Origin of the sequence: Streptomyces mesophilus (assembly GCF_040300965.1) — a bacterium.
Taxonomy (GTDB): domain Bacteria; phylum Actinomycetota; class Actinomycetes; order Streptomycetales; family Streptomycetaceae; genus Streptomyces; species Streptomyces mesophilus_A.
The window spans coordinates 1-20,623 of the sequence record NZ_JBEPEW010000078.1 but is presented as its reverse complement, the minus strand read 5'-3'; the positions used below and the strand labels follow the sequence as shown (position 1 = coordinate 20,623).

17 protein-coding genes and 1 pseudogene are annotated in these 20,623 nt (G+C 69.2%); 2 read left to right on the top strand and 16 right to left on the bottom strand.

Going from position 1 to position 20,623, the window contains the following annotated elements:
* Window positions 1-28: 28 nt before the first annotated feature.
* The 10 genes from ABT367_RS24945 to ABT367_RS24900 form a co-directional block, all read right to left on the bottom strand.
* Window positions 29-1,525 carry a bifunctional cytidylyltransferase/SDR family oxidoreductase gene (locus ABT367_RS24945; protein ID WP_199551655.1) on the bottom strand — a complete coding sequence of 499 codons (1,497 nt, stop codon included), beginning with the start codon at window positions 1,523-1,525 and terminating at the stop codon, window positions 29-31.
* Window positions 1,526-1,812: 287 nt separating this feature from the next.
* Window positions 1,813-3,258 carry a GTPase ObgE gene (gene obgE / locus ABT367_RS24940; protein ID WP_352255317.1) on the bottom strand — a complete coding sequence of 482 codons (1,446 nt, stop codon included), beginning with the start codon at window positions 3,256-3,258 and terminating at the stop codon, window positions 1,813-1,815.
* Window positions 3,259-3,379: 121 nt separating this feature from the next.
* The gene (gene rpmA, locus ABT367_RS24935; RefSeq protein ID WP_165331510.1) at window positions 3,380-3,634 is read right to left on the bottom strand and encodes a 50S ribosomal protein L27; all 255 of its coding nucleotides are present in this window, start codon (window positions 3,632-3,634) and stop codon (window positions 3,380-3,382) included.
* A gap of 14 nt (window positions 3,635-3,648) precedes the next feature.
* Window positions 3,649-3,969 (bottom strand): 50S ribosomal protein L21, encoded by a 321-nt coding sequence (rplU, locus tag ABT367_RS24930; RefSeq protein ID WP_352255316.1) that lies wholly within the window; start codon window positions 3,967-3,969, stop codon window positions 3,649-3,651.
* Between the two features lie 197 nt (window positions 3,970-4,166).
* Window positions 4,167-4,766, bottom strand: a complete 600-nt coding sequence (gene rfbC, locus ABT367_RS24925; protein ID WP_352255315.1) for a dTDP-4-dehydrorhamnose 3,5-epimerase — start codon at window positions 4,764-4,766, stop codon at window positions 4,167-4,169.
* Between the two features lie 24 nt (window positions 4,767-4,790).
* The gene (locus ABT367_RS24920; RefSeq protein WP_352255314.1) at window positions 4,791-6,797 is read right to left on the bottom strand and encodes a glycosyltransferase family 2 protein; all 2,007 of its coding nucleotides are present in this window, start codon (window positions 6,795-6,797) and stop codon (window positions 4,791-4,793) included.
* A gap of 5 nt (window positions 6,798-6,802) precedes the next feature.
* On the bottom strand, window positions 6,803-7,381 hold the full coding sequence (locus ABT367_RS24915; RefSeq protein ID WP_352255313.1) for a class I SAM-dependent methyltransferase: 579 nt from the start codon (window positions 7,379-7,381) through the stop codon (window positions 6,803-6,805).
* A gap of 336 nt (window positions 7,382-7,717) precedes the next feature.
* On the bottom strand, window positions 7,718-8,608 hold the full coding sequence (gene rfbD, locus ABT367_RS24910; protein WP_352255312.1) for a dTDP-4-dehydrorhamnose reductase: 891 nt from the start codon (window positions 8,606-8,608) through the stop codon (window positions 7,718-7,720).
* Window positions 8,605-9,606, bottom strand: coding sequence for a dTDP-glucose 4,6-dehydratase (gene rfbB / locus ABT367_RS24905; RefSeq protein WP_352255311.1), 1,002 nt, complete (start codon window positions 9,604-9,606; stop codon window positions 8,605-8,607). The genes rfbD and rfbB overlap by 4 nt, the downstream gene beginning before the upstream one ends.
* Complete coding sequence (locus ABT367_RS24900) at window positions 9,603-10,670, bottom strand: glucose-1-phosphate thymidylyltransferase (RefSeq protein WP_352255310.1); 1,068 nt, start codon at window positions 10,668-10,670, stop codon at window positions 9,603-9,605. Before ABT367_RS24900 ends, rfbB begins: the two co-directional genes overlap by 4 nt.
* 207 nt (window positions 10,671-10,877) lie before the next feature.
* On the opposite strand from ABT367_RS24900, the gene ABT367_RS24895 reads away from it, so the two are divergent.
* Together ABT367_RS24895 and ABT367_RS24890 are read left to right on the top strand one after the other, a co-directional pair.
* A complete protein-coding gene (locus ABT367_RS24895) occupies window positions 10,878-11,474 on the top strand; it encodes an acyltransferase (RefSeq protein ID WP_352255309.1) in 597 nt (198 codons plus the stop codon).
* 191 nt (window positions 11,475-11,665) lie between these two features.
* Window positions 11,666-13,162 carry a hypothetical protein gene (locus ABT367_RS24890; RefSeq protein WP_352255308.1) on the top strand — a complete coding sequence of 499 codons (1,497 nt, stop codon included), beginning with the start codon at window positions 11,666-11,668 and terminating at the stop codon, window positions 13,160-13,162.
* A gap of 152 nt (window positions 13,163-13,314) precedes the next feature.
* Here the strand turns inward: ABT367_RS24890 and ABT367_RS24885 are convergent, their stop codons facing one another.
* From ABT367_RS24885 to ABT367_RS24860, 6 genes and pseudogenes are all read right to left on the bottom strand, one after another.
* Window positions 13,315-14,598, bottom strand: a complete 1,284-nt coding sequence (locus tag ABT367_RS24885) for a nucleotide sugar dehydrogenase (RefSeq protein ID WP_352255307.1) — start codon at window positions 14,596-14,598, stop codon at window positions 13,315-13,317.
* Window positions 14,599-14,607: 9 nt separating this feature from the next.
* Window positions 14,608-16,224: a glycosyltransferase family 2 protein gene (locus ABT367_RS24880; protein ID WP_352255306.1), complete on the bottom strand. Its 1,617-nt coding sequence runs from the start codon at window positions 16,222-16,224 to the stop codon at window positions 14,608-14,610.
* Window positions 16,221-17,762, bottom strand: a complete 1,542-nt coding sequence (locus ABT367_RS24875; RefSeq protein WP_352255305.1) for a glycosyltransferase family 4 protein — start codon at window positions 17,760-17,762, stop codon at window positions 16,221-16,223. The genes ABT367_RS24880 and ABT367_RS24875 overlap by 4 nt, the downstream gene beginning before the upstream one ends.
* Window positions 17,752-18,777, bottom strand: a complete 1,026-nt coding sequence (locus ABT367_RS24870; protein WP_352255303.1) for a Gfo/Idh/MocA family protein — start codon at window positions 18,775-18,777, stop codon at window positions 17,752-17,754. The genes ABT367_RS24875 and ABT367_RS24870 overlap by 11 nt, the downstream gene beginning before the upstream one ends.
* A gap of 1 nt (window position 18,778) precedes the next feature.
* A complete protein-coding gene (locus ABT367_RS24865) occupies window positions 18,779-19,885 on the bottom strand; it encodes a DegT/DnrJ/EryC1/StrS family aminotransferase (RefSeq protein ID WP_352255302.1) in 1,107 nt (368 codons plus the stop codon).
* A 341-nt stretch (window positions 19,886-20,226) separates the two neighbouring features.
* Window positions 20,227-20,623: pseudogene (locus tag ABT367_RS24860) on the bottom strand (Rne/Rng family ribonuclease); the annotation flags it as partial.

Below are 20,623 nucleotides of genomic sequence, written 5' to 3'. Positions count from 1 at the left end.
AGGGCCGTGCCGCAGTTCCGGCCGTGCGCTACATGTCTTCCTGGCGGTCGAGGACGGCCGCGAGTGCCTGCTCGAAGCCCGAGGCGGCCGCGGCCTCGCGCGTCGGGTCCTGCTGGCGTACGTCGATGACGTGCCCCGTCATGGCGGAGACGAGTACGTCGAGAGAGGCGCGGGCCACCGCGTCCGAGGTGAGTAGGGAGCCGGCCGGCTCCTGCCCGAAGGCCTGGGTGCGCATCGGGGTCGCCGTGCGCTCGGGGTTGATGCAGTTGACGCGGATGCCGTCGCCGGCCCACTCGTCGGAGAGCGCCTGGGTCAGGTTGACCATGGCCGCCTTGGTGGACGAGTAGAGGCTGTACTCGGCACGGCCGCGCGTGTAGCTGCTCGAGGTGAAGAGCAGCAGCTGGCCGTTGGTCTCGGCCAGGTACTTGTACGAGGAGCGCGCGATCTGCACCGGCGCCAGGTAGTTGACCTTCAGCGCTTCCTCGATGGTCGCGTTGTCGGCCTCGTCGAGACGGCCGATGCGCAGCACGCCGGCCGTGTTGATCACGTAGTCGATCCGGCCGGTCTGGGCGTACGCCTGCGAGAGCGCGTCGTCGACGTGCTCCGGGTTCTCCACGTGGGTGCCCGTGCTGGAGCGGCCGAAGGGGAAGACCGTCGCGCCGTAGCCCTCGGCGACCTTGGCGATGTCCGCGCCGATGCCGTAGGAGCCGCCGAAGACCACCAGGGTCTTACCGGTCAGCAAACCTCGGTAGGCCTCCTCGTCGGCCTGCTGCGGAGCCGCCGTCGAGGCGAGCTGGAACAGCTTGTCCGCGATGAAGACGTCTACCGGCTGGGTCACCTTCATGTTGTACTCGTCGCCCGCCACGACGTGGATCGGCACGTCCGGCAGGTAGCGCAGCACGACCGAGCAGTCGTCGGTGGCCTGGAAGTTCGGGTCACCGGCCGCGATCTCGTAGGCCCTGCGGATGGTGGAGAGCTTGAAGGCCTGCGGCGTCTGCCCGCGACGCAGCCGCGAACGGTCCGGGACCTCGGTGATGAACTCGCCGTCCTCGCCGTGGGTGCGCGTGACGATGATGGTGTCCGCGGAGGGAATCGCCACGTCGACGGCCTGGTAGCGCTCGAGGGCGGTCACGCAGTCGGCGATCACACGCTGCGAAAGCAGCGGGCGCACGGCGTCGTGGAAGAGGACATTGCGGTCCTCGCCCTCCGCGAGGCCCTCGCCGAGTGCGGCGATGGCGCGTTCGGTGGTCTCGTTACGGGTCTCCCCACCCTCGATGATCTTCGAGACCTTGGTCAGCCCTGCCTTCGAGACGATCTTCTCGACGTCCGGGACGAAGCCGGGAGCCATCAGAACAATGATGTCGTCGATGGATTCGGCCTGCTCGAAGATGGACAGGGTGTGCTCGATGACCGCCTTGCCGGCAACCTTCAGCAGCTGCTTCGGGATGGAGAGACCCACCCTCTGCCCCGTGCCACCGGCCAGGATCACGGCGGTGGTACGGGTTTTAACTATGTGCTCGGACACGGTTACCTACCTCGGGGTGACAGGAGACCAAGAGATGCTCTCACCCGGCGTTTACGCGGTGCAAGGCGATGGCCACTGGGCCCACGGTCGCCCGCAACCCCTGGTTCACCTTGTTTGCGGGGTTTCTGGCACTTTCGGCCCCCTCTCGGGGTGACTGACTCCACATTTCGGACATTCGCGATTGTGACCCGCTCCACAGGTGGGAGCCGGACTCGCCCGGTGGAGCCCTTTCGTAAAGCAAGACGCTCCCTGAACCGGATTCGGTTCAGGGAGCGCACTTCTCACAGCTAGAACGCCTCGAAGTCGTCGAACTCCGCCTGCGCCTCGTCACGGGCCGCCTGCTTGTCCGAGCGCCGCTGCGCCGCAGGACGCGGCGCGTCGAAGCGGTGGTCCTCACCGCGGCGCCCCAGCATCTCCGCACCGCTCATCATGGACGGCTCGAAGTCGAAGACGACCGCGTTGTCCTCCGGACCGATCGCCACGGCGTCGCCGGTCCGGGCGCCCGCCTTCATCAGCTGGTCCTCGACACCGAGGCGGTTGAGCCGGTCGGCCAGGTAGCCGACGGCCTCGTCGTTGTTGAAGTCGGTCTGGCGCACCCAGCGCTCCGGCTTCTCGCCGCGTACGCGGTAGACCTGCTCGCCGTCGACGTCCTCGAGCTTGACGGTGAAGCCCGCTTCGTCCACGGCCTTCGGCCGGATCACGATCCGCGTGGCCTCCTCGACGGGCTTGGCGGCCCGCGCCTCGGCGACCACACCGGCCAGCGCGTACGACAGCTCCTTGAGCCCCGTACGCGCGACGGCGGACACCTCGAAGACGCGGTAGCCGCGGGCCTCGAGGTCCGGGCGGACCATCTCGGCGAGGTCCTTGCCGTCGGGGACGTCGATCTTGTTGAGGACGACCATGCGGGGACGGTCGTCGAGCCCGCCGTACTGCTTGAGCTCCTCCTCGATGATGTCGAGGTCGGAGACCGGGTCGCGCTCGGACTCGAGCGTGGCGGTGTCCAGGACGTGCACGAGCACCGAGCAGCGCTCGACGTGCCGCAGGAACTCGAGGCCCAGACCCTTGCCCTGGCTGGCGCCCGGGATCAGGCCGGGCACGTCGGCGATGGTGTAGACGGTCGAACCGGCCGTCACCACACCGAGGTTGGGCACCAGGGTGGTGAAGGGGTAGTCGGCGATCTTCGGCTTGGCGGCGGAGAGCACCGAGATCAGCGAGGACTTGCCGGCGCTCGGGTAGCCGACGAGCGCGACATCCGCGACCGTCTTGAGCTCGAGCACGATGTCGCCGAAGTCGCCGGGCTCACCGAGCAGCGCGAAGCCGGGCGCCTTGCGCCGGGCCGACGCGAGCGCCGCGTTGCCGAGGCCGCCGCGGCCGCCCTGGGCTGCGACGTAGGTGGTGCCCTGGCCGATCAGGTCGGCGAGCACATTGCCCTGCTTGTCGAGGACGACGGTCCCGTCCGGCACGGACAGGACCAGGTCCTCGCCCTCCTTGCCGGTCCGGTGGTCGCCGGCGCCCGGCTGGCCGTTGGTGGCCTTGCGGTGCGGGCTGTGGTGGTACTCGAGCAGCGTGGTCACGGACTGGTCGACCGTGAGGATCACATCGCCGCCACGGCCGCCGTTGCCGCCGTCCGGGCCGCCGAGCGGCTTGAACTTCTCCCGGTGTACGGAGGCACAGCCGTGGCCCCCGCTACCCGCGGCGATGTGCAGCTCGACGCGGTCCACGAAGGTGGTCATGGTTGGGTGCCTCCAGATACGTACGGAATGTCTTACGTCTAACACGTCAAAGGCGGACCTGCTTCCCGCCAGGGGAAGGAGGTCCGCCTTCGACAGTTTCGCTCTACGGAGTCCTGATTGCTCAGGCAGCCGGAACGATGTTGACGACCTTGCGGCCACGGTGGGTACCGAACTCCACCGCGCCGGCGTTCAGCGCGAACAGCGTGTCGTCCTTGCCGCGGCCGACGCCGTTGCCCGGGTGGAAGTGGGTGCCGCGCTGGCGGACCAGGATCTCACCGGCGTTGACGACCTGACCGCCGAAGCGCTTCACGCCGAGCCGCTGAGCATTGGAATCGCGACCGTTCCGAGTGGACGATGCGCCCTTCTTGTGTGCCATCTCTCCTCAGTCCCTTACTTCGCAGCCGTGGGGATCTCAGTGACCTTGATCGCCGTGTACTGCTGGCGGTGGCCCTGACGACGGCGGTAGCCGGTCTTGTTCTTGTAGCGAAGGATGTCGATCTTCGCACCCTTGTGGTGGTCCACGATCTCGGCCTGGACCTTGATGCCGGCCAGCACCCACGGGTCGCTGGTCACGGACTCGCCGTCGACAACGAGCAGCGTAGAGAGCTCTACGGTGTCGCCAACCTTGGCAGTGGAAATCTTGTCAACCTCAACGATGTCGCCCACAGCAACCTTGTGCTGGCGACCACCGCTGCGCACGATGGCGTACACGCGGATCTCACTCTCTGACTCGAAGCGGGTCCTCGCAGTCCAGCCGCCCGCAGGACGGGCGGCCTCTCCTGGCGATCGATGCCGCCTGGAGGCTTCCGGCGGATTCTTTTCAGAAAGGCCGGAAGGAAAAGGGTTTACGAGGTGATGGCGCGAAGGAACACGCCGACGGTCTAGGTTACGGGGCCCCGCTCAGGGGGTCAAACCGGCCTGTGCAGACCCTCCCGGTACGCCACACAGCTCTCGTACGCGGGCAGCAGGCCCTGCCGCTCGGCCTCGGCCAGCGTCGGGGCCTGCGCGTCCTTCTCGGACAGCAGGGCCCGCACGTCCGAGGGCCACTCGATGCCCAGGTCCGGGTCGAACGGGTCGATCCCGTGCTCGCGGCCTGGCGCGTACCCCTCCGAGCAGAGGTAGACGACGGTCGCGTCGTCGGTGAGCGCCAGGAAGGCGTGCCCCAGGCCTTCGGACAGGTACACGGCATGGTGCGTGACGTCGTCGAGGCGGACGATCTCCCACTGTTTGTACGTGGGCGAGCCGACGCGGATGTCCACCACCACGTCGAGCACCGCACCGCGTACGCACTTCACATACTTCGCCTGGCTGGGCGGGACATCCGCGAAGTGGATCCCGCGCAGGGTGCCGCGCTTGGACACCGAGCAGTTGGCCTGGGCCAGGTCCAGGTCCTGGCCGGTGGCCGCACGGAAGTCACCGCCGCGGAACCACTCGTGGAAGCTGCCGCGCTCGTCGGGAAAGAGCTTCGGCTCATGGATCCAGGCACCTTCTATGGACAGAGGTCGCATGATCTTTCTTGGTTCCTCGCCGTTCTACTTCTTGAGTGCGCGCCGCAGGTCGCGCCGGATCCGTCCGGCCACCCGGCGCCACAGGGGACGTTTGCGTGCGGTCCGGCGCAGCCGGCGCTCCTCTGCCTGCGCCTTGGCCGCGGCTTCCCGTGCCATCTCGGCGGCCGCCTTCCGGGACGCGGGAGCATCGACCGAAGCGCTCCCGTCGGCCGTCAGGTCCAGCGCGAGCGGCAGCGCCGTCCAGCAGGGAGTTCCCCGCTCGGCGGACGGCAGTCCGGCCTCGAGGCGCACCGTCCCCGTGACCGCCCCCGGGCGGGGCAGAGCTGCCGCAAGGACGGCCCCTTCGGGCGCGGGCCGCAGGGTGGCTTCGACCTCGACCGCCGCGCCGCCGTCGGCGGGCTGGTACCGCAGCCACCCGGTCTCCGTCTCGCGTACGACGAGCGGCAGGGTGAGCTCGGCCGTGCCGTCGGCGATCCGTGCGTGCTCCGGTGCGATCCGCAGCACCTCGCGGTCGTACTTCTTGGTGGCGTGGTCGACGTCGAGCGAGAGATTGCCCGGACCGTCGGTCCAGTACGGCAGGACCAGCCGGCCGGGAGTGCCGCAGAGCGCCGCCCTGCGGCCGTTCTCGGCCGCCTCCGTGTGCACCGAGCCGACGCGGGTCTCCTTGGCCCAGCCCGACCAGACGATCCGGATGACCACATCCCAGATCCCCGGACCGAGAGGTGCCCCGTTGGCCGCCGTCTCCGGATCGACCGAGGCGTCGGCCCGCAGCACGATGTGGAAGGTGCCGTCCGCCCCCGGCACGCGTTCGTAGGCGGACTCGGCGGGCTGGAAGAACTCCGCCGACGTGGCACGCTCCCGCAGCAGCAGATCGATCCTGCTGCTGCGCAACGGGACGGGAACCTCGACGCCGAGGTCCGACAGGGCCGTCAGGCGGTCCTCCCCGTCCTCGGTGCGGAACGTGAGGTGTTTCCCGTTCACCAGGTATTCGGCGCCGACCGCGATCCGCAGTGCCCCGTCCTCCCAGCGCAGCTGCTCGATACTGCCGCTCGGCAGCACCCGCGCCTCCCAGCGCGCGAGCTCCTCGACCGCGTCGAGCCGGTCGTCGGCGAGGAGCACGGCGACCGCCTGCTGCTGCGGGGGCAGACCGGCAGCGACCCCGGGGCCGAAGCGCTCGACGGCCACGGCGCGCGCTTCGGCGAACAACTCCCGCCGGAAGTCCTCGTCCATGCGCAGGAACCGGCTGCCGCGCAGCCGCTCCACCATTTCGTTGCGCAGCCATCGGCGGTACAGGCGGTCGCGCAGCGGGCCGGGTTCCGTGAGGCGTTCGACCACGTCGAGCGCCTCACGCAGGTTCTTGAAGTAGCCGACGGGATCGAAGCGTTGGAAGCCCGCGTTCGAGCTGTCGTCGCGCCTGATGTGGTAGTAGCAGAGGTAATCGCTCAGCACCGCGACGCTGGAGGCGAGCAGGTAGGCCTCCGCCACGAAGACATGGTCTTCGAGCCGGCGGCGCCCCTCCATGAAACGGAGGTCGTGCCGGTCGAGGAACTCCTTGCGGAACATCTTGTGCGGCGTGAGGCTGTCGATCAGCGGCGCGTTCTCCACCGAGGCGCGCGGGCGGTTCACCCGGAACAGTTCACGCGGTACGGGACGCCCTTTGCCGGCCATCTTGCCGATGACGATATCGGCCTCATTGGCCACTCCGTAGCCGTACATCCGCTCCAGGGCCTCGTCGCCGAGCCAGTCGTCATTGTCGACGAACATGACGAACTCGCCCTGTGCGGCGGCGATTCCGACATTGCGCGGCTTCCCGGACCAGCCGGAGGGTTCCTGGTGGATGACGTGCATGTGCGGGTGCTCGGCCGCCAGGGCGTCCAGGCGCGCCGGTGTCGAGTCGGTCGAACCGTCGTCGACGAAAATGGCCTCGTACTCGTCGTCCGGCAGGCTCTGCCGGAGAAGCGACGCAATACAGTCCTCGACGTACTCACCCGGGTTGTATACGGGGATGACCACGCTCACCTTGATGGTCACGTCGGCTACGCCTTGCCGTATCGCGCCTTGAGGGCGTTCTTCTTGTTCGAACCCTCGGCGTTCTTACCCTTCTCGATGATCACGAGATTGTGGTAGAAGTGCATGCCCACGATATTGAGATCCGTGTAGCTGGGCTCGTAATCCTCGGTGACGAATTCCTCGTAATTGAGACCGTCCGTCAGACGCTTCAGCAATCCCATGCTGGTATTGGGGGCATTCAGGTCCTCGCTGCCCATCCACTCGGGCCAGTACGAGGACTGGGTGTCCTCGACGGCGTAGATCCCGCCGTCCCGCAGCAAGGGGAAGAGCGTCTCGAACGTCGTGATGACGTGCGGACTGCGGTGACTTCCGTCGTCGATGATGACGTCCAGGGTGCCGATCTTCTCGGCGATACTCGTCAGGGACGCGGGGTCGGACTGGTCGCCGATGAACGTCGTGATCCGGTCCTGGTCGACGAACGACTTGTCCTCGATGTCGACGCCGAAGATCTGCGCGTTCGGGAAGAAGTGCTTCCACATACGCAGGGACGCACCGCCCTGACCGGCGCGGTTGTAGCCGCCGATACCGATCTCGAGAAGGTTCATCGAGTCGTTCTTCAAGTGCTGAAGGTGATGCTGATAATGCTTTGCGTAACGGTGGGCGCCCCACTTATCCGTCTTGAAATGCTGCGCCAACTTGCACAAGTCGTCGGATATCGCCGCAACGCCGGTGGGGGACTTGACCGGCGGGCCCGAGATCTTGCGCTTGGCACGGCGGAGCGCCTGCCAGCCTTTCTCGCCCACAACGCGCTTGACCGTCTTTTTCGCAGTGGATTGTGCCGACACGGTTCTGACTCCTGTCGTGCAGTCAACTGGGTTGAGTTCGCATGAACTTACTGGTTTGACTCGTCGTCCGTAAACAGTTTCGCTGCGCGAGGTGGATCAACTCGGCCCTGCGCCGCGCACCGCCGTGAACGCCCGGCCGAGCGCCTCCCGCCAGTCCCCGATCGCCTCAATGCCCGCGGCCGCCCAGCGCTCGTGCCCGAGCACGCTGTACGCCGGCCGCGGCGCCGGACGCACGAACGCCTCGCTCGTGGTCGGACGGACCCGCCCGGGGTCGGCGCCGAGGAGCCGGAAGATCTCCCGCGTGAGTCCGAACCAGGTCGTCTCACCGCTGCTGGTGCCGTGATAGACCCCGGCCGGAGCGGTGCCCGCCAGGGCGCCGTGTCCCAGCCGCACCAGGCGGTCGGCCAGATCGACGGTCCACGTGGGCTGACCGCGCTGGTCGTCGACGACGTCCAGGGTCTCCTTCACGGACTCGAGCTTGATCATCGTACGGACGAAATTGCCGCCGCCCGCGCCGTACAGCCACGCCGTACGGACCACGAATCCGCGGTCGGGAAGCGTCGTCAGGACCGCCTGTTCGCCGGCCAGCTTGGTACGGCCGTACGCGCTGCGCGGGCCCGTCGGCGCGCCCTCCGCGTACGGCTTGTCGGCGTCGCCGGGGAAGACGTAGTCCGTGGAGACGTGCAGGAGCACGGTGCTCAACTCCCGGCAGGACTCGGCCAGATGGCGCGGCCCGTCCCCGTTGATCCGCAGGGCCTCGTCCTCACGGGTCTCCGCGTCGTCCACGGCGGTCCAGGCCGCGCAGTTGACCACGACGGCCGGCCGGTGCTCGGTCAGGACCGCGCGTACCGCGGCGGGATCCGTGATGTCCAGACCGGCACGGGTGACCGCGACGGCGGGGATGCCCTCGGTCGCGAGACGGGCCAGGACGTCCTGGGCGAGCATGCCGCCCGCGCCGGTCACCAGCCAGCCGCCTGTGCCGCTCACAGGGCCGCACGCTCCTTCAGCGGCTCCCACCAGGCGCGGTTGTCGCGGTACCACTGCACGGTCTCGGCCAGGCCGTCGGCGAAGTCCTTGCGCGGGACGTAGCCCAGCTCCTCGCGGATCTTGGTGCAGTCCACCGAGTAGCGCCGGTCGTGGCCCTTGCGGTCCTCGACGTACTCGACGCTCTCGTCCCAGTCCGCACCGCAGGCTTCGAGCAGCAGCCCGGTGAGCTCCTTGTTGGAGAGCTCGGTGCCGCCGCCGATGTTGTAGACCTCGCCCGGGCGCCCCTTCGTCCGCACGAGCTCGATGCCCTGCACGTGGTCGTCGATGTGCAGCCAGTCGCGGACGTTGGCGCCGTCGCCGTACAGCGGGACCTTCTTGCCGTCGAGCAGGTTGGTCACGAAGAGCGGGATGACCTTCTCGGGGAAGTGGTGGTGCCCGTAGTTGTTGGAACAACGCGTCACGCGCACGTCCAGGCCGTGGGTGCGGTGGTACGACAGCGCGATCAGGTCGCTGGACGCCTTGGCCGACGAATACGGGGAGTTGGGCTCGAGCGGATGGGTCTCGGGCCAGGAGCCCTCGTCGATCGAGCCGTAGACCTCGTCGGTGGAGATGTGCACGAAGGTCTTGATGCCGGCCCGGTGGGCGGCGTCGATCAGGGTGTGCGTGCCCACCACGTTCGTACGGACGAACTCGGCGCCGCCGTCGATGGAGCGGTCGACGTGCGACTCCGCGGCGAAGTGCACCACCTGGTCGTGCTCGGCCATCAGCTTGCCGACGAGCTCCGGGTCGCAGATGTCGCCCTGCACGAAGGCGAAGCCGGGGTGCTCGCGGACCTCGTCGAGGTTGGCCGGGTTGCCCGCGTACGTCAGCTTGTCCAGGACGGTGATCGAGACGTCACCGGGACCTTCGGGGCCGAGGACGGTGCGGACGTAGTGGGAGCCGATGAATCCGGCGCCACCGGTCACGAGGATCCTGGCGGGTGTGGAGCGTTCGGTCATGAAGAGATCTGCACCTTGCTGTGATCACCGAGCACGAGCCGGTGGGCGGAAGGGTTGCGAGGCGCCGGTGTCACCTCGACATCGCGGCCGATCAACGAGGCCTCCACCCGGCGCACGCCGGTCACGGAGGAGCCGGAGAGGACGATCGAGTACTCGATCTCGCTGTCCTCTATGCGGCAGTTCTCGGAGACGGAGGTGAACGGGCCGATGTACGCGTCACTGATCACGGAACCCGCGCCGATGACCACGGGCCCGACGATCCGGCTGCCGCAGACCTTGGCCCCCGACTCGATGCGCACCCGGCCGATGATCTCGGTCCGCTCGTCGACCGTTCCCTCCTGGAGCGGTTCCAGGGTCTCCAGGACGGAACGATTCACCTCCAGCATGTCGGTGACGTTTCCGGTGTCTTTCCAGTAGCCGGAGATCGTCGTGGAGCGCACGTCGCGCTTGCCGTCGATCAGCCACTGGATGGCGTGCGTGATCTCCAACTCGCCGCGCCAGGAAGGCTCGATGGAGCGCACGGCCTCGTGGATCGCCGGGGTGAACAGGTACACACCGACGAGCGCGAGATCGCTCTTCGGCTTCTTCGGCTTCTCCTCGAGGCCCACCACCACACCGTTGCCGTCGAGCTCCGCGACGCCGAAGGAGGTGGGATTGGGGACCTGGGTGAGCAGGATCTGCGCGTCGGGCCGCTCGGTGCGGAACTCCTCCACCAAGGGGGTGATGCCGCCGACGATGAAGTTGTCGCCCAGATACATGACGAAGTCGTCGTCGCCGAGGAAGTCCTGGGCGATGAGAACGGCGTGGGCAAGGCCCAGCGGCGCGTCCTGCGGGATGTACGTGACGTCGAGTCCGAAGCGCGAGCCGTCCCCCACGGCCTCTCTGATTTCCTCCGCGGTGTCCCCGACGACGATGCCGACCTCGCTGACACCGGCGTCGGCGATCGCCTCGAGGCCGTAGAAGAGCACGGGTTTGTTGGCGACCGGCACGAGCTGTTTGGCCGAGGTGTGCGTGATGGGGCGCAGGCGGGTGCCCGCACCCCCGGACAACACGAGCGCCTTCACGTATGGCCCCCCATACTTCGCAAGTGACGGGGATCCTGTCCCCATGGTGTCAGAACTCACAGTCAGGCTCGGGCCCTTACCTTAGCCTCACCCATGGTCGAAGATTCACAAGCTTCGCCCCTTCATTACTTGGTTCGACGCCTTCCCCAAGCTCGTCGGCCCACGCGTAAGCTCGCCGGTCGAGCGCATATGGAAAGGCAGAAGCCAGTGAACTACCGGGTCCAGCCCACCGCCCAGGTCGACGAGACCGCTCAGATCGGCGCTGGGAGCAGCGTCTGGGAGCTTGCCCAGATCCGCGAGGGAGCCCGTCTCGGCGAGGGCTGCGTGGTCGGCCGCGGCGCCTATGTGGGCACCGGCGTGCAGATCGGTGACAACGTCAAGCTGCAGAACTACGCACTCGTCTACGAGCCCGCGGAGCTGGCCGACGGTGTCTTCGTGGGCCCGGCGGTGGTCTTCACGAACGACCACAACCCGCGCTCCGTTGACCCCGACGGCAAGCAGAAGCGCGGCGGCGACTGGGAGGCCGTCGGTGTGAAGGTCGCCGAGGGCGCCTCCATCGGCGCGCGCTCGGTGTGCGTCGCCCCGGTCCGTATCGGCCGCTGGGCCATGGTCGCGGCCGGCGCGGTCGTCACCAAGGACGTGCCCGACTTCGCCCTGGTCATGGGCGTCCCCGCACGCCAGGCCGGCTGGGTGGGCCGCTCCGGCGTCAAGCTCGTGGAGCGCGACGCAGGGGTGTGGGAGTGCCCGCAGACGGGGGCTCGGTACGAGGAGAAGGACGGGACGCTGACGGAGCGGTCGGCCTAGCAGCCGCTCCTCCCCTCGGGGGCGCGCCTCGAGCGCTCCCGAGGATCCAACCCGTGCCCGTCCAGGGCTTCCGCTCGGCTCCGAAAATCCGTACGGTCCGAGTCTCTGCGCCGACCATGGAGTTCACCGTGCCGACACCGGATGTTTCTGATGGCGGGCTCACAGGCATAGCCGGATGGGCCGTCTCCCGCATGGGCCGGGTCCCCCGCCCGTTCCTCGCCGAGCGGGTCCTGGGCGTCGTGGCCCACCGCGAGCGGGACGCCCGACGCAAGGCCGATCTGCTCGCCGAGGCCGCACAGACCCGGCTGGCACAGGGGTACGTCCCGCGGCATCTGCGCCAGGCCTACGCCGCCGAGCTGGCCTGGGCGGACGCGGAGTTCGCCGCCGGCCGCAAGAAGGAGGCCGCCGCCTCGCTCACCAAGGCGCTGATGCTGGCCTTCCACCGCGTGGCCCACCTCGACAACGGCGCCTCGCCCCTGGCCGAGGACCCCGCCGCGTTCACCGGGCCGCTGCGCCGGAGCAGGACCGCACGTGCGCTGCGCAAGGCGCGCGGCCGCAAGAGCACGGCGGCCGCTCCCGAGGCGGGCCGGCCGGTACGGCTCCTGGTCGCCCACAGCAACAACGCGAACTTCCTCGGCCCGCTCCTGCAGCGTTACGAGCAGGACCCGGACGTCGAGCTCCGGCTGCTCAACACCGCCGCCGACCCCGAACTCAAGCCCCTGTCCGGAGGCGTGGGCCGCCTGGTGCGGCACGCGGTGGCCGGGGACGGCGCGTACACACGGGCCGCCGAGGCGGCCCTCCGGCCGCATCTCGACTGGGCCGACGTGGTCTTCGTCGACTGGTGCACCGCCGCCGCGACCCTGTTCACCCGTGTCGACCCGGGCACCACCCGGATCGTCGTCCGGCTGCACAGCTTCGAAGCCCTGGGCTACTGGCCCCATCTGGCCGACTTCTCCCGCGTCGACGACCTGGTCTTCGTCAGCGAGCATCTGCGCGAGCTGTGCGTGGCGGCGGTGCCCCGCCTGGCCGAGCCGGACGGGCCCCGGCTCCATGTCGTCTCCAACGTGGTTCCGCTGGACCGTTTCGCCCGGCCCAAGAAGCCCGACGCGCGCTTCACCCTGGGGCTCGTCGGCACCAGCCAGGTCGCCAAGGACCCCCGCTGGGCGCTCGAGGTCCTGAAGCTGCTGCGCCGCAAGGACCCCCGCTACGTACTGCACACCATCGGGAGCCCGCTCGGCGCCGCGGGATCCGCCGCGACCGCCCGCTACCACGAGGCCTTCCTCGCCGAGCTCGGCCCGCTGGAGGCCGAGGGTGCGGTACGGCAGATCGGGCAGACCGCCGATGTGCCGGGCGCGCTCGAGGAGGTGGGGGTGATCCTGAGCACCTCGGTCCGCGAGAGCTGGCACGCCGGTCTGATCGAAGGTGCGGCCAGCGGGGCGCTGCCGGTCGTCCGCGACTGGCCGTACTTCGCCGGCAAGGCGCACGGGGCCCGTACGCTCTTCCCCGCGTCCTGGATCGTCACGACCCCGGCCGAGGCCGCCGAGCGGATCCTCGCCGCCACGGCCGCCGAGGAGACCTGGCTCGAGCTCGCCCGGGACGCCTCCGCGCATGCCTCGGCCACCTGGGACCCCAGCTCCCCGCTGGCGGACTTCGACCGGATCCTGCTCGGCGGCCGCGGCGAGGACTGACGCGAGGGCGAGAGCTGACGCGAAGGCGAATGCAGACGCGAAGGCGAATGCAGACGCGAAGGCGAAGGCAAACGCGAAGGCGAAGGCAGAAGCGAAGTGGGCCCGTACAGCAGCGCTGTACGGGCCCACTCGGCGTTCAGGGGTTACGGAATTCAGCCGCCGATGACGACGCGGCGTACGCCTTCCCAGCGGGCCGGGTCCGTGGTGCGGCGGCCGTCGACCAGGACGCGCACGTCCGGCAGGTCGGCGGCGGCGAGCTCACGGTATTCGGCGTGGTCGGCCTGGAGGATCGCCGCGGTGATCTGCTCACCGTTGTGCGGCGGCAGACCGTGGGCGGTGAGCTCCTGCGCCGTGTACATCGGGTCCGAGACGAACGGGACCGCGCCGCGCTCCTTGAGCGCCTCGACGGTGCCGTAGACGCCGGAGAAGGCCGTCTCCTTGACGCCACCGCGGTAGGCCGCGCCCAGGACCAGGACGTTCACGCCCGTCAGGTCGCCATAGGCGGCCGCGAGCAGATCCACGGCGTACGCGGGCATCGCCGCGTTCGCCTCGCGCGCGGAGCGCACGACGGTCGCCTCGGGGTCGTTCCACAGGTACATCCGCGGGTAGATCGGGATGCAGTGCCCGCCGACCGCGATACCGGGCTGGTGGATGTGGCTGTAGGGCTGCGAGTTGCAGGCCTCGATGACCTTCTTCACGTCGATGCCGGTCTTGTCGGCGAAGCGCGCGAACTGGTTCGCCAGACCGATGTTGACGTCGCGGTACGTCGTCTCGGCGAGCTTGGCCATCTCGGAGGCCTCCGAAGTGCCCAGATCCCAGACGCCGTTGGGGCGCGGCAGGTCCGCGCGCTCGTCGAAGTCGAGCACGGCCTCGTAGAACTCCACACCACGGCGCGCCGAGGCCTCGTCGATGCCGCCGACGAGCTTCGGGTAGCGGCGCAGGTCGGCGAAGACCCGCCCGGTCAGGACGCGTTCGGGGCTGAAGACCAGGTGGAAGTCCTCGCCCGGGGTCAGGCCGGAGCCCTCCGCGAGCATGGGCGCCCAGCGGTCACGGGTGGTGCCGACGGGCAGCGTGGTCTCGTAGGAGACCAGGGTCCCCGGCTTGAGGCCGGCCGCGATCGCCTTGGTCGCGGCGTCCATCCAGCCGAAGTCCGGCACGCCTTCGGCATCCACGAACAGCGGCACCACCACGACGACGGCGTCGGCCTCGGCCACCGCCGCGGCCGTGTCCGTCGTGGCGGTGAGCAGGCCCGCGTCGACAGTCTCCTTGAGCAGCCGGTCGAGGTCGAACTCGCCGGGGAAGGGCTCGGTCCCCGCGTTGACCAGCTCGACGACCTTCTCGTTGACGTCGGCGCCGATCACCCGGTGCCCCTTGGCGGCGAACTGCACGGCGAGCGGCAGCCCGATCTTGCCGAGGGCGACTACGCAGATGTTCATGAGTGGTGGTTACTTCCTCTTGGAGCCGAACAGCCGGGAGCGCAGCCGCGATCCCAGTGACTTCTGGACCGGGAACAGCGGACCGGTGGTGATCACCATGCGGCCCTTCTTGTTCACCGTGGCGGACACCCGGTACGGATCCTCGCGCCGCCACCGTCTGGCCAGCGGCATCGGTTCGCCCTTGCCCCTGACCGGTATCTCGTACTGACGCCCGGCCAGCCGCAGGTACACGCGGACACCTCGGGTGGCATGGATCGCGCCGACCGGTATACGGGCGTGCAGCACCGTGCCCTCGGGGTCCGCCTCGGTGCGGAACTCGCCCACCGGATCGGGCAGTTCACGGTCGTCGGGCACCACGATCGCCCCGGGCTTGTCCGCACTCTTGGGCATGGCGCCGTCGGCGAGCCGGATCACGGCGCTCTCGGTGTCCCCGGTGACGGGTATGCGTACGGAGAGCGCTATGTGCAGCCCGTCGCCCTCCTGGTCCCAGGCGGCGGCGAGCAGCTTGGTGCCCTTGGCGAGCCGCCCCGGCACCTTCTCCTCCATCAGCTCGAAGGCACGGTCCGCCAGCGCGAGCCGTGTGTCGCGGAAGCCCGGGTAGGCCGCGTACGCCCTGCTGCCCTCGGCGTGGAAGGTCGGCGTGCCACGGCGCGCCTCGTCCCTGATCGCCTCGGTCAGCTCGTCCACCGCTCCCCCCTGCGCGAGGCAGATGCGGGCACGGCGCTTGACGTCCATGGAGTCGCGCAGTTCCTCGGTGAAGTACGCGTCGGCGAGCTCACCGATGCCGGCGCACACCTCCTGCTGGGTCCCGCGGTCGAGGTCCAGGAAGTCGTCCTGGATCAGCTTGGCGAGCTCCCAGGTGAAATGCCGTTCGAGCACCGCGTCACGGCGCGGTCCGGCCTCGATCAGCCGGGCCGTGAAGTGCATGATCTCCGCGGTGCACTTCAGCCGCGCCAGGTGGTTCGCCCGGTACGTGATGTTGCTGGCGTCGCCGCGCTTCACCGCGTAGTAGCAGGTGTAGTCGGCGACGACCGAGATGTTGCGGGCCCGGTAGCAGGCCTCGATGGTGAACGGCTGGTCGCTGCCGACCGGCAGGTCCTCGGGGAAGCGCAGCGTGTGCTTCTCGACCAGTTCGCGGCGGAACAGCTTCGTGTTGGCCAGCGCGAACGGCAGATCCGAGTCGAACAGCGAGAGGGACGAGGCGTTGGCCTCGTAGAGCTTCTGGCGTACGTAACGGCCGTTCGTGCCGACCATCTTGCCGGCGACGACGTCCGATCCGTTCTCGTCGGCACTGGCGACCAGGCGCTCGAGCGCCTCGTTCCCGAGGTAGTCGTCCGCGCCGATGAAGTAGACGTACCGTCCGGTGGCCACGTCGAGGGCACGGTTGCTGGGGGCGGCCGGGCCACCGGAGTTGGCCTGGTGGATGACCTTGAAGGTCTCCGGGTACCGCTCGGCGAAGCGGTCGAGCTCCTTACCGCTGTCATCCGTGGAGCCGTCATCGACGGCGACGACCTCCAGGCGGTCGAGACCGATGCTCTGTTCCACCAGGGAGTTCAGGCACTCCGTGAGGTACGGCATGGTGTTGTAGACCGCCACCACCACGGTGACATCGGGGGTTCGGCTCATCTCTCTCCCCTGGAAGATCCCGTCACCAGCTTCGTGTACACCGCGTCGAGCTCCGTCGCCTGGTGCTCCCAGGTCCACTGCTCGAGCAGGCCCGAAGTCTCGTACACGTCCCGGTACTTCTTGGGGTCCTTGAGCACGGCCTCGACCGCCCGGACGTACGCGTCCACGTTCTCCGCCTCGAAGACCTCGCCCTGACCGGTCTTGACGGTCATGTCGCCCATCGTCTTCACGTCGCTGACCACCAGCGGCAGACGCGCGTGCGAGTACTCGAAGTACTTGGTGATCAGGGCGATCTCGTGGTTCGGCCAGTGGTGGATGGGGATGACGCCGATGTCCGCGGACGAGAGGAACGGCACGACCTGGTAGTGCGGGACGTACGGCAGGATGTGCACGCGGTCCGACACCCCGAGCTCCTCGGCGCGCGTCCGCAGGCTCCGCATGTAGTCGGAGTTCGGCCGCAGCACGACGAACGCCACGTGCAGACCCTCGAGCCGGGGCAGCGATTCGACCATGATGTCGAGCCCGCGCTGGGGCGCGGCCGCACCGCTGTATACGGAGAGCGGGACGTCGGCGCCGATACCGCACAGCTCGCGCAGATCGGGAACCGGTTCGGCCGCCTGCTCGGGCGAGATCTCGCCGTCGGGAGCGTTCAGGACCACGGCGGGCTGCTCGGCGAGCCCGTGCCGCTCGGCCAGCATCGTGGCGAGCGTCTCCGAGACGGTGGTCACGGCGTCCGCGTGGCGCGCGTACTCCTTCTCATGGGCACACTGCGCGACATGCCAACGGGGATGCGGGTCCCACGGCTTGAGGCCGGGCAGGAACTCGTGCGCGTCCCAGACCAGCGGGATGGTGCGGCCCTTGGCCGACGCCCGCAGCTTCGCCCGCGCGCCGACTCCGAGCATCCGGAAGTCGTTGGCGTGGATCACGTCCGGCTTGAGCGCGTCGATCTCCTTGCCGAACGCCAACTCGTAGTCCCACAGGCCGGGGTCGAGCCGCCGCCAGGCGCGGTCGCCCATGGTGCGCTGCCAGAAGGCCGTGGTGAAGCGGTCGAGCGGCGAGGTCATCGCCTTGCGCCGCTCGTCGAGCCGCCGCGTCTGCCGATGGCGCAGCCCCACCCAGCGGCTGAGCAGCCTGGCGGCGAGACGCGCGGGCAGCAGACGCAGCGCGGCAAGTCCGCCGCTGCGCCGGGCGAGCACGAGCCGGACACTCAGATCGGCGCGCCAGGCCTTCATCTTCTGCTTGCGATACGCGGCGAGCGGACCGGGCTTGTAGGCGAGCGGAGCGCGCAGGATCGCACGCCGGTACTCGTGCCTACGGCGCCGCAGCGGTGCCGGCACCCGCACGAGGCGCACCTGCGCGTCGCCGATCTGCCAGGTGTGTTCCTTCTTGTCCGGCGAGCGGCCGAGCAGAACGACGTCCCAGCCGGCCTCGGCGGCCGAACGGGCTTCCTTCTGCACTCGGGAATCGCCGTTGACGCCGTTGTCGACCAGCATGACGATCCGGCCCCGAGACGGCACCGGCGTGACCTCAGACGCCATGACCCGCGAACTCCTCCGCCTTGAGCTCCAACGTCTGTCCGGTTTCAGCGGATTCGAGTACGGCCGCGGCCACCTCGACCGTCCGCATCCCCTGCCGCAGCGTGCAGATGTCCGCGGGCTCGCCCAGGACCGCGTCCCGGAACAGCTCGTGCTCCACGAGGAGCGGCTCCCGCTTCGGGATCGCGTACCGGATCATGTCGCCCTCGGAGACCCCGCGGAACGCCTGCAGCGCCTCCCACTCGGTGGTCACGGCGGCGTTCGAGTAGAACGTCAGGTCCGCGGTGAGCGTGTCGGCGATGAACGTGCCGCGCTCGCCCGTGACCGAGGTGAAGCGCTCCTTGAGCGGGCTCAGCCAGTTGACCAGGTGGCTGACCATCGCGCCGCCGGACAGCCGGCCCACGGCGGAGACCATGTCCTCGTGCGGGCGGCCGCTCTTGTGGATGGTGTGCGCGGCGATCGAGGTGTACGTCTGGCCGGTCACCCAGCCCGTCAGGTCGATGTCGTGGGTGGCGAGGTCCTTGACCACGCCGACATCGGCGATGCGGTGCGGGAACGGGCCCTGGCGGCGCGTGACCACCTGGAAGATCTCGCCCAGCTCCCCGGCCTCGAGACGGGTGCGCAGGCTGCGCAGCGCCGGATTGCAGCGCTCGATGTGACCCACGCCGGCCACAAGGCCGCGCGACTCGAAGGCCTCGACCAGCTTGCGGGCGCCCTCGACCGAGTCGGCGACCGGCTTCTCGATCAGCGCGGCGACACCGGCCCCGGCGAGCTGGAGACCGACTTCCTCGTGCAGGGCCGTCGGGCAGGCCACGACGGCGTAGTCGACGCCGAGTTCGAGCAGTTCCTCGACGGTGGACAGGACGGGAGCCCCCTGGGCCCAGCCGTTCTTGTCCCCCATCGGGTCGACGACACCGACCAGTTCCACCCGGTCGAGGCCGGCGAGGACGCGCGCGTGGTGGCGTCCCATCGATCCCAGGCCGACGAGTCCGGCCCGCAGCGGCTTCTCAGCGTTCACGTCAGATCCCCAGACCGTTCACAGCGGCGACGACGCGCTCGAGTTCGCCCTCGGTCAGCGAGGGGTGGACCGGCAGCGAGACGACCTCGGCCGCCGCGCGCTCGGTCTCCGGCAGGTCCCACGTACGGCCGGCCTTCTGGTCCGGCTCCCAGTACGGCTTGAGCCGGTGGATGGGGGTGGGGTAGTAGACCGCGTTGCCGACACCGGCGGCGGTGAGCTGCTCCTGCACGGCGTCCCGGTCGCCTTCTACGCGCACGGTGTACTGGTGGTACACGTGCCGTGCGCCCTCGGCGACGGGCGGCGTGACGAGTCCCGTCAGGTGCTCGTCCAGGTAGGCGGCGTTGGCGCGGCGGCGCTCGGTCCAGGCGCCCAGCTTGCCCAGCTGGACCCTGCCGATGGCGGCGGCGACGTCGGTCATCCGCATGTTGGCGCCGACGATCTCGTTGGCGTACCGCTGCTCCATGCCCTGGTTGCGCAGCAGTCGCAGCGTGCGCGCGACTTCGGCGTCGGCCGTGGTGATCATGCCGCCCTCGAGGGCGTGCATGTTCTTCGTCGGGTAGAAGCTGAAGGTGCCCGCCGTGCCGAACGCGCCGACGGGGGTGCCGTTCAGAGCGGCGGCGTGCGCCTGGCAGGCGTCCTCGACGACCGCGAGACCGTGCCGCTCCACGAGGGGCATCAAGCGGTCCATGGCGGCCGGGTGGCCGTACAGGTGCACCGGCATGACGGCCGCGGTGCGCGGCGTGATGGCCGCCTCGACCGCTGCCGGGTCGAGGCCGAAGCTGCCCGGCTCGATGTCGGCGAAGACCACGTCGGCGCCGACCAGGCGGACGGCGTTCGCCGAGGCCGCGAAGGAGAACGACGGGACGATGACCTCGTCGCCCGGCCCGATGCCGAGGGCGAGCAGGGTCAGATGAAGCGCAGAGGTGCCCGAGTTGACGGCGACGCAGTGCCGCCCCTCGACCAGCTCCGAGAACTCCTCCTCGAAGGCGGCGACTTCGGGGCCCTGAACGACGCGCCCGCTGCGGAGCACGCGTACCGCCGCCTCGATCTCGTCCTCACCGATGACAGGCTTTGCGGCGGGTATCAGTTGATTGCTGGCGCCAGACATGGCCACCCTCCCCTTCAGCACCTCGTGGGCGCACTGTTCGAGGTGAGGGGAAGTGGATGTCGGTTCGGACAGACCAGTCCCCCGGCACGTGGCCGACCTCAAGGTTTTCTTTCGCACACAAACGCCCAAGCCCCCGCCGGCCGTTCATGGAAGGCGACTGATCGCGCAAGATGTAACCATCTGGCGGAGAAACTCAGTCTCAACGGGCGCCAGGGTACCAGGAGTTTTCACACGGTCTTTAAGTTCGTAACCAGCAAGAAATGTCACTCCGGCCACACAGCAAAGCGGCCTGTCCCGGATGAACCGGGACAGGCCGACTGGTTGCGCGGAGGAACCTGAAGTCAGTCGGTCGGAGCCGACACCGACGGCAGCGTCTGCTGCTCGGCCGCCGCGGTCTTCTTCGCCGTCGCCTTCTTCGTGGTCGACTTCTTCGCCGCGGTCTTCTTGGCCACCGTCTTCTTGGCCGCCGCGGTCTTCTTCGTCGCGGCCTTCTTGGCGGTGGCCTTCTTGGCCGACTTGCGCGCGGCCTTCTTGGCCGGCGCCGCCTCCTCGGCCTCCCCTGCGGACGCGGCCTCGGACTCACCGGTCGCGGGCACGACCACCACGGCGGCGTCCTCGGACGTCGTCGGCGCGGACGCCTTGCGCACGGCGCGACGCCGCGGACGGGCCGGGGCCGCGCTCTCGGCCTTCTCCTGTACGGGCGCCTCGGCGGGCTTCTCCTGTACGGGAGCGGGCTCG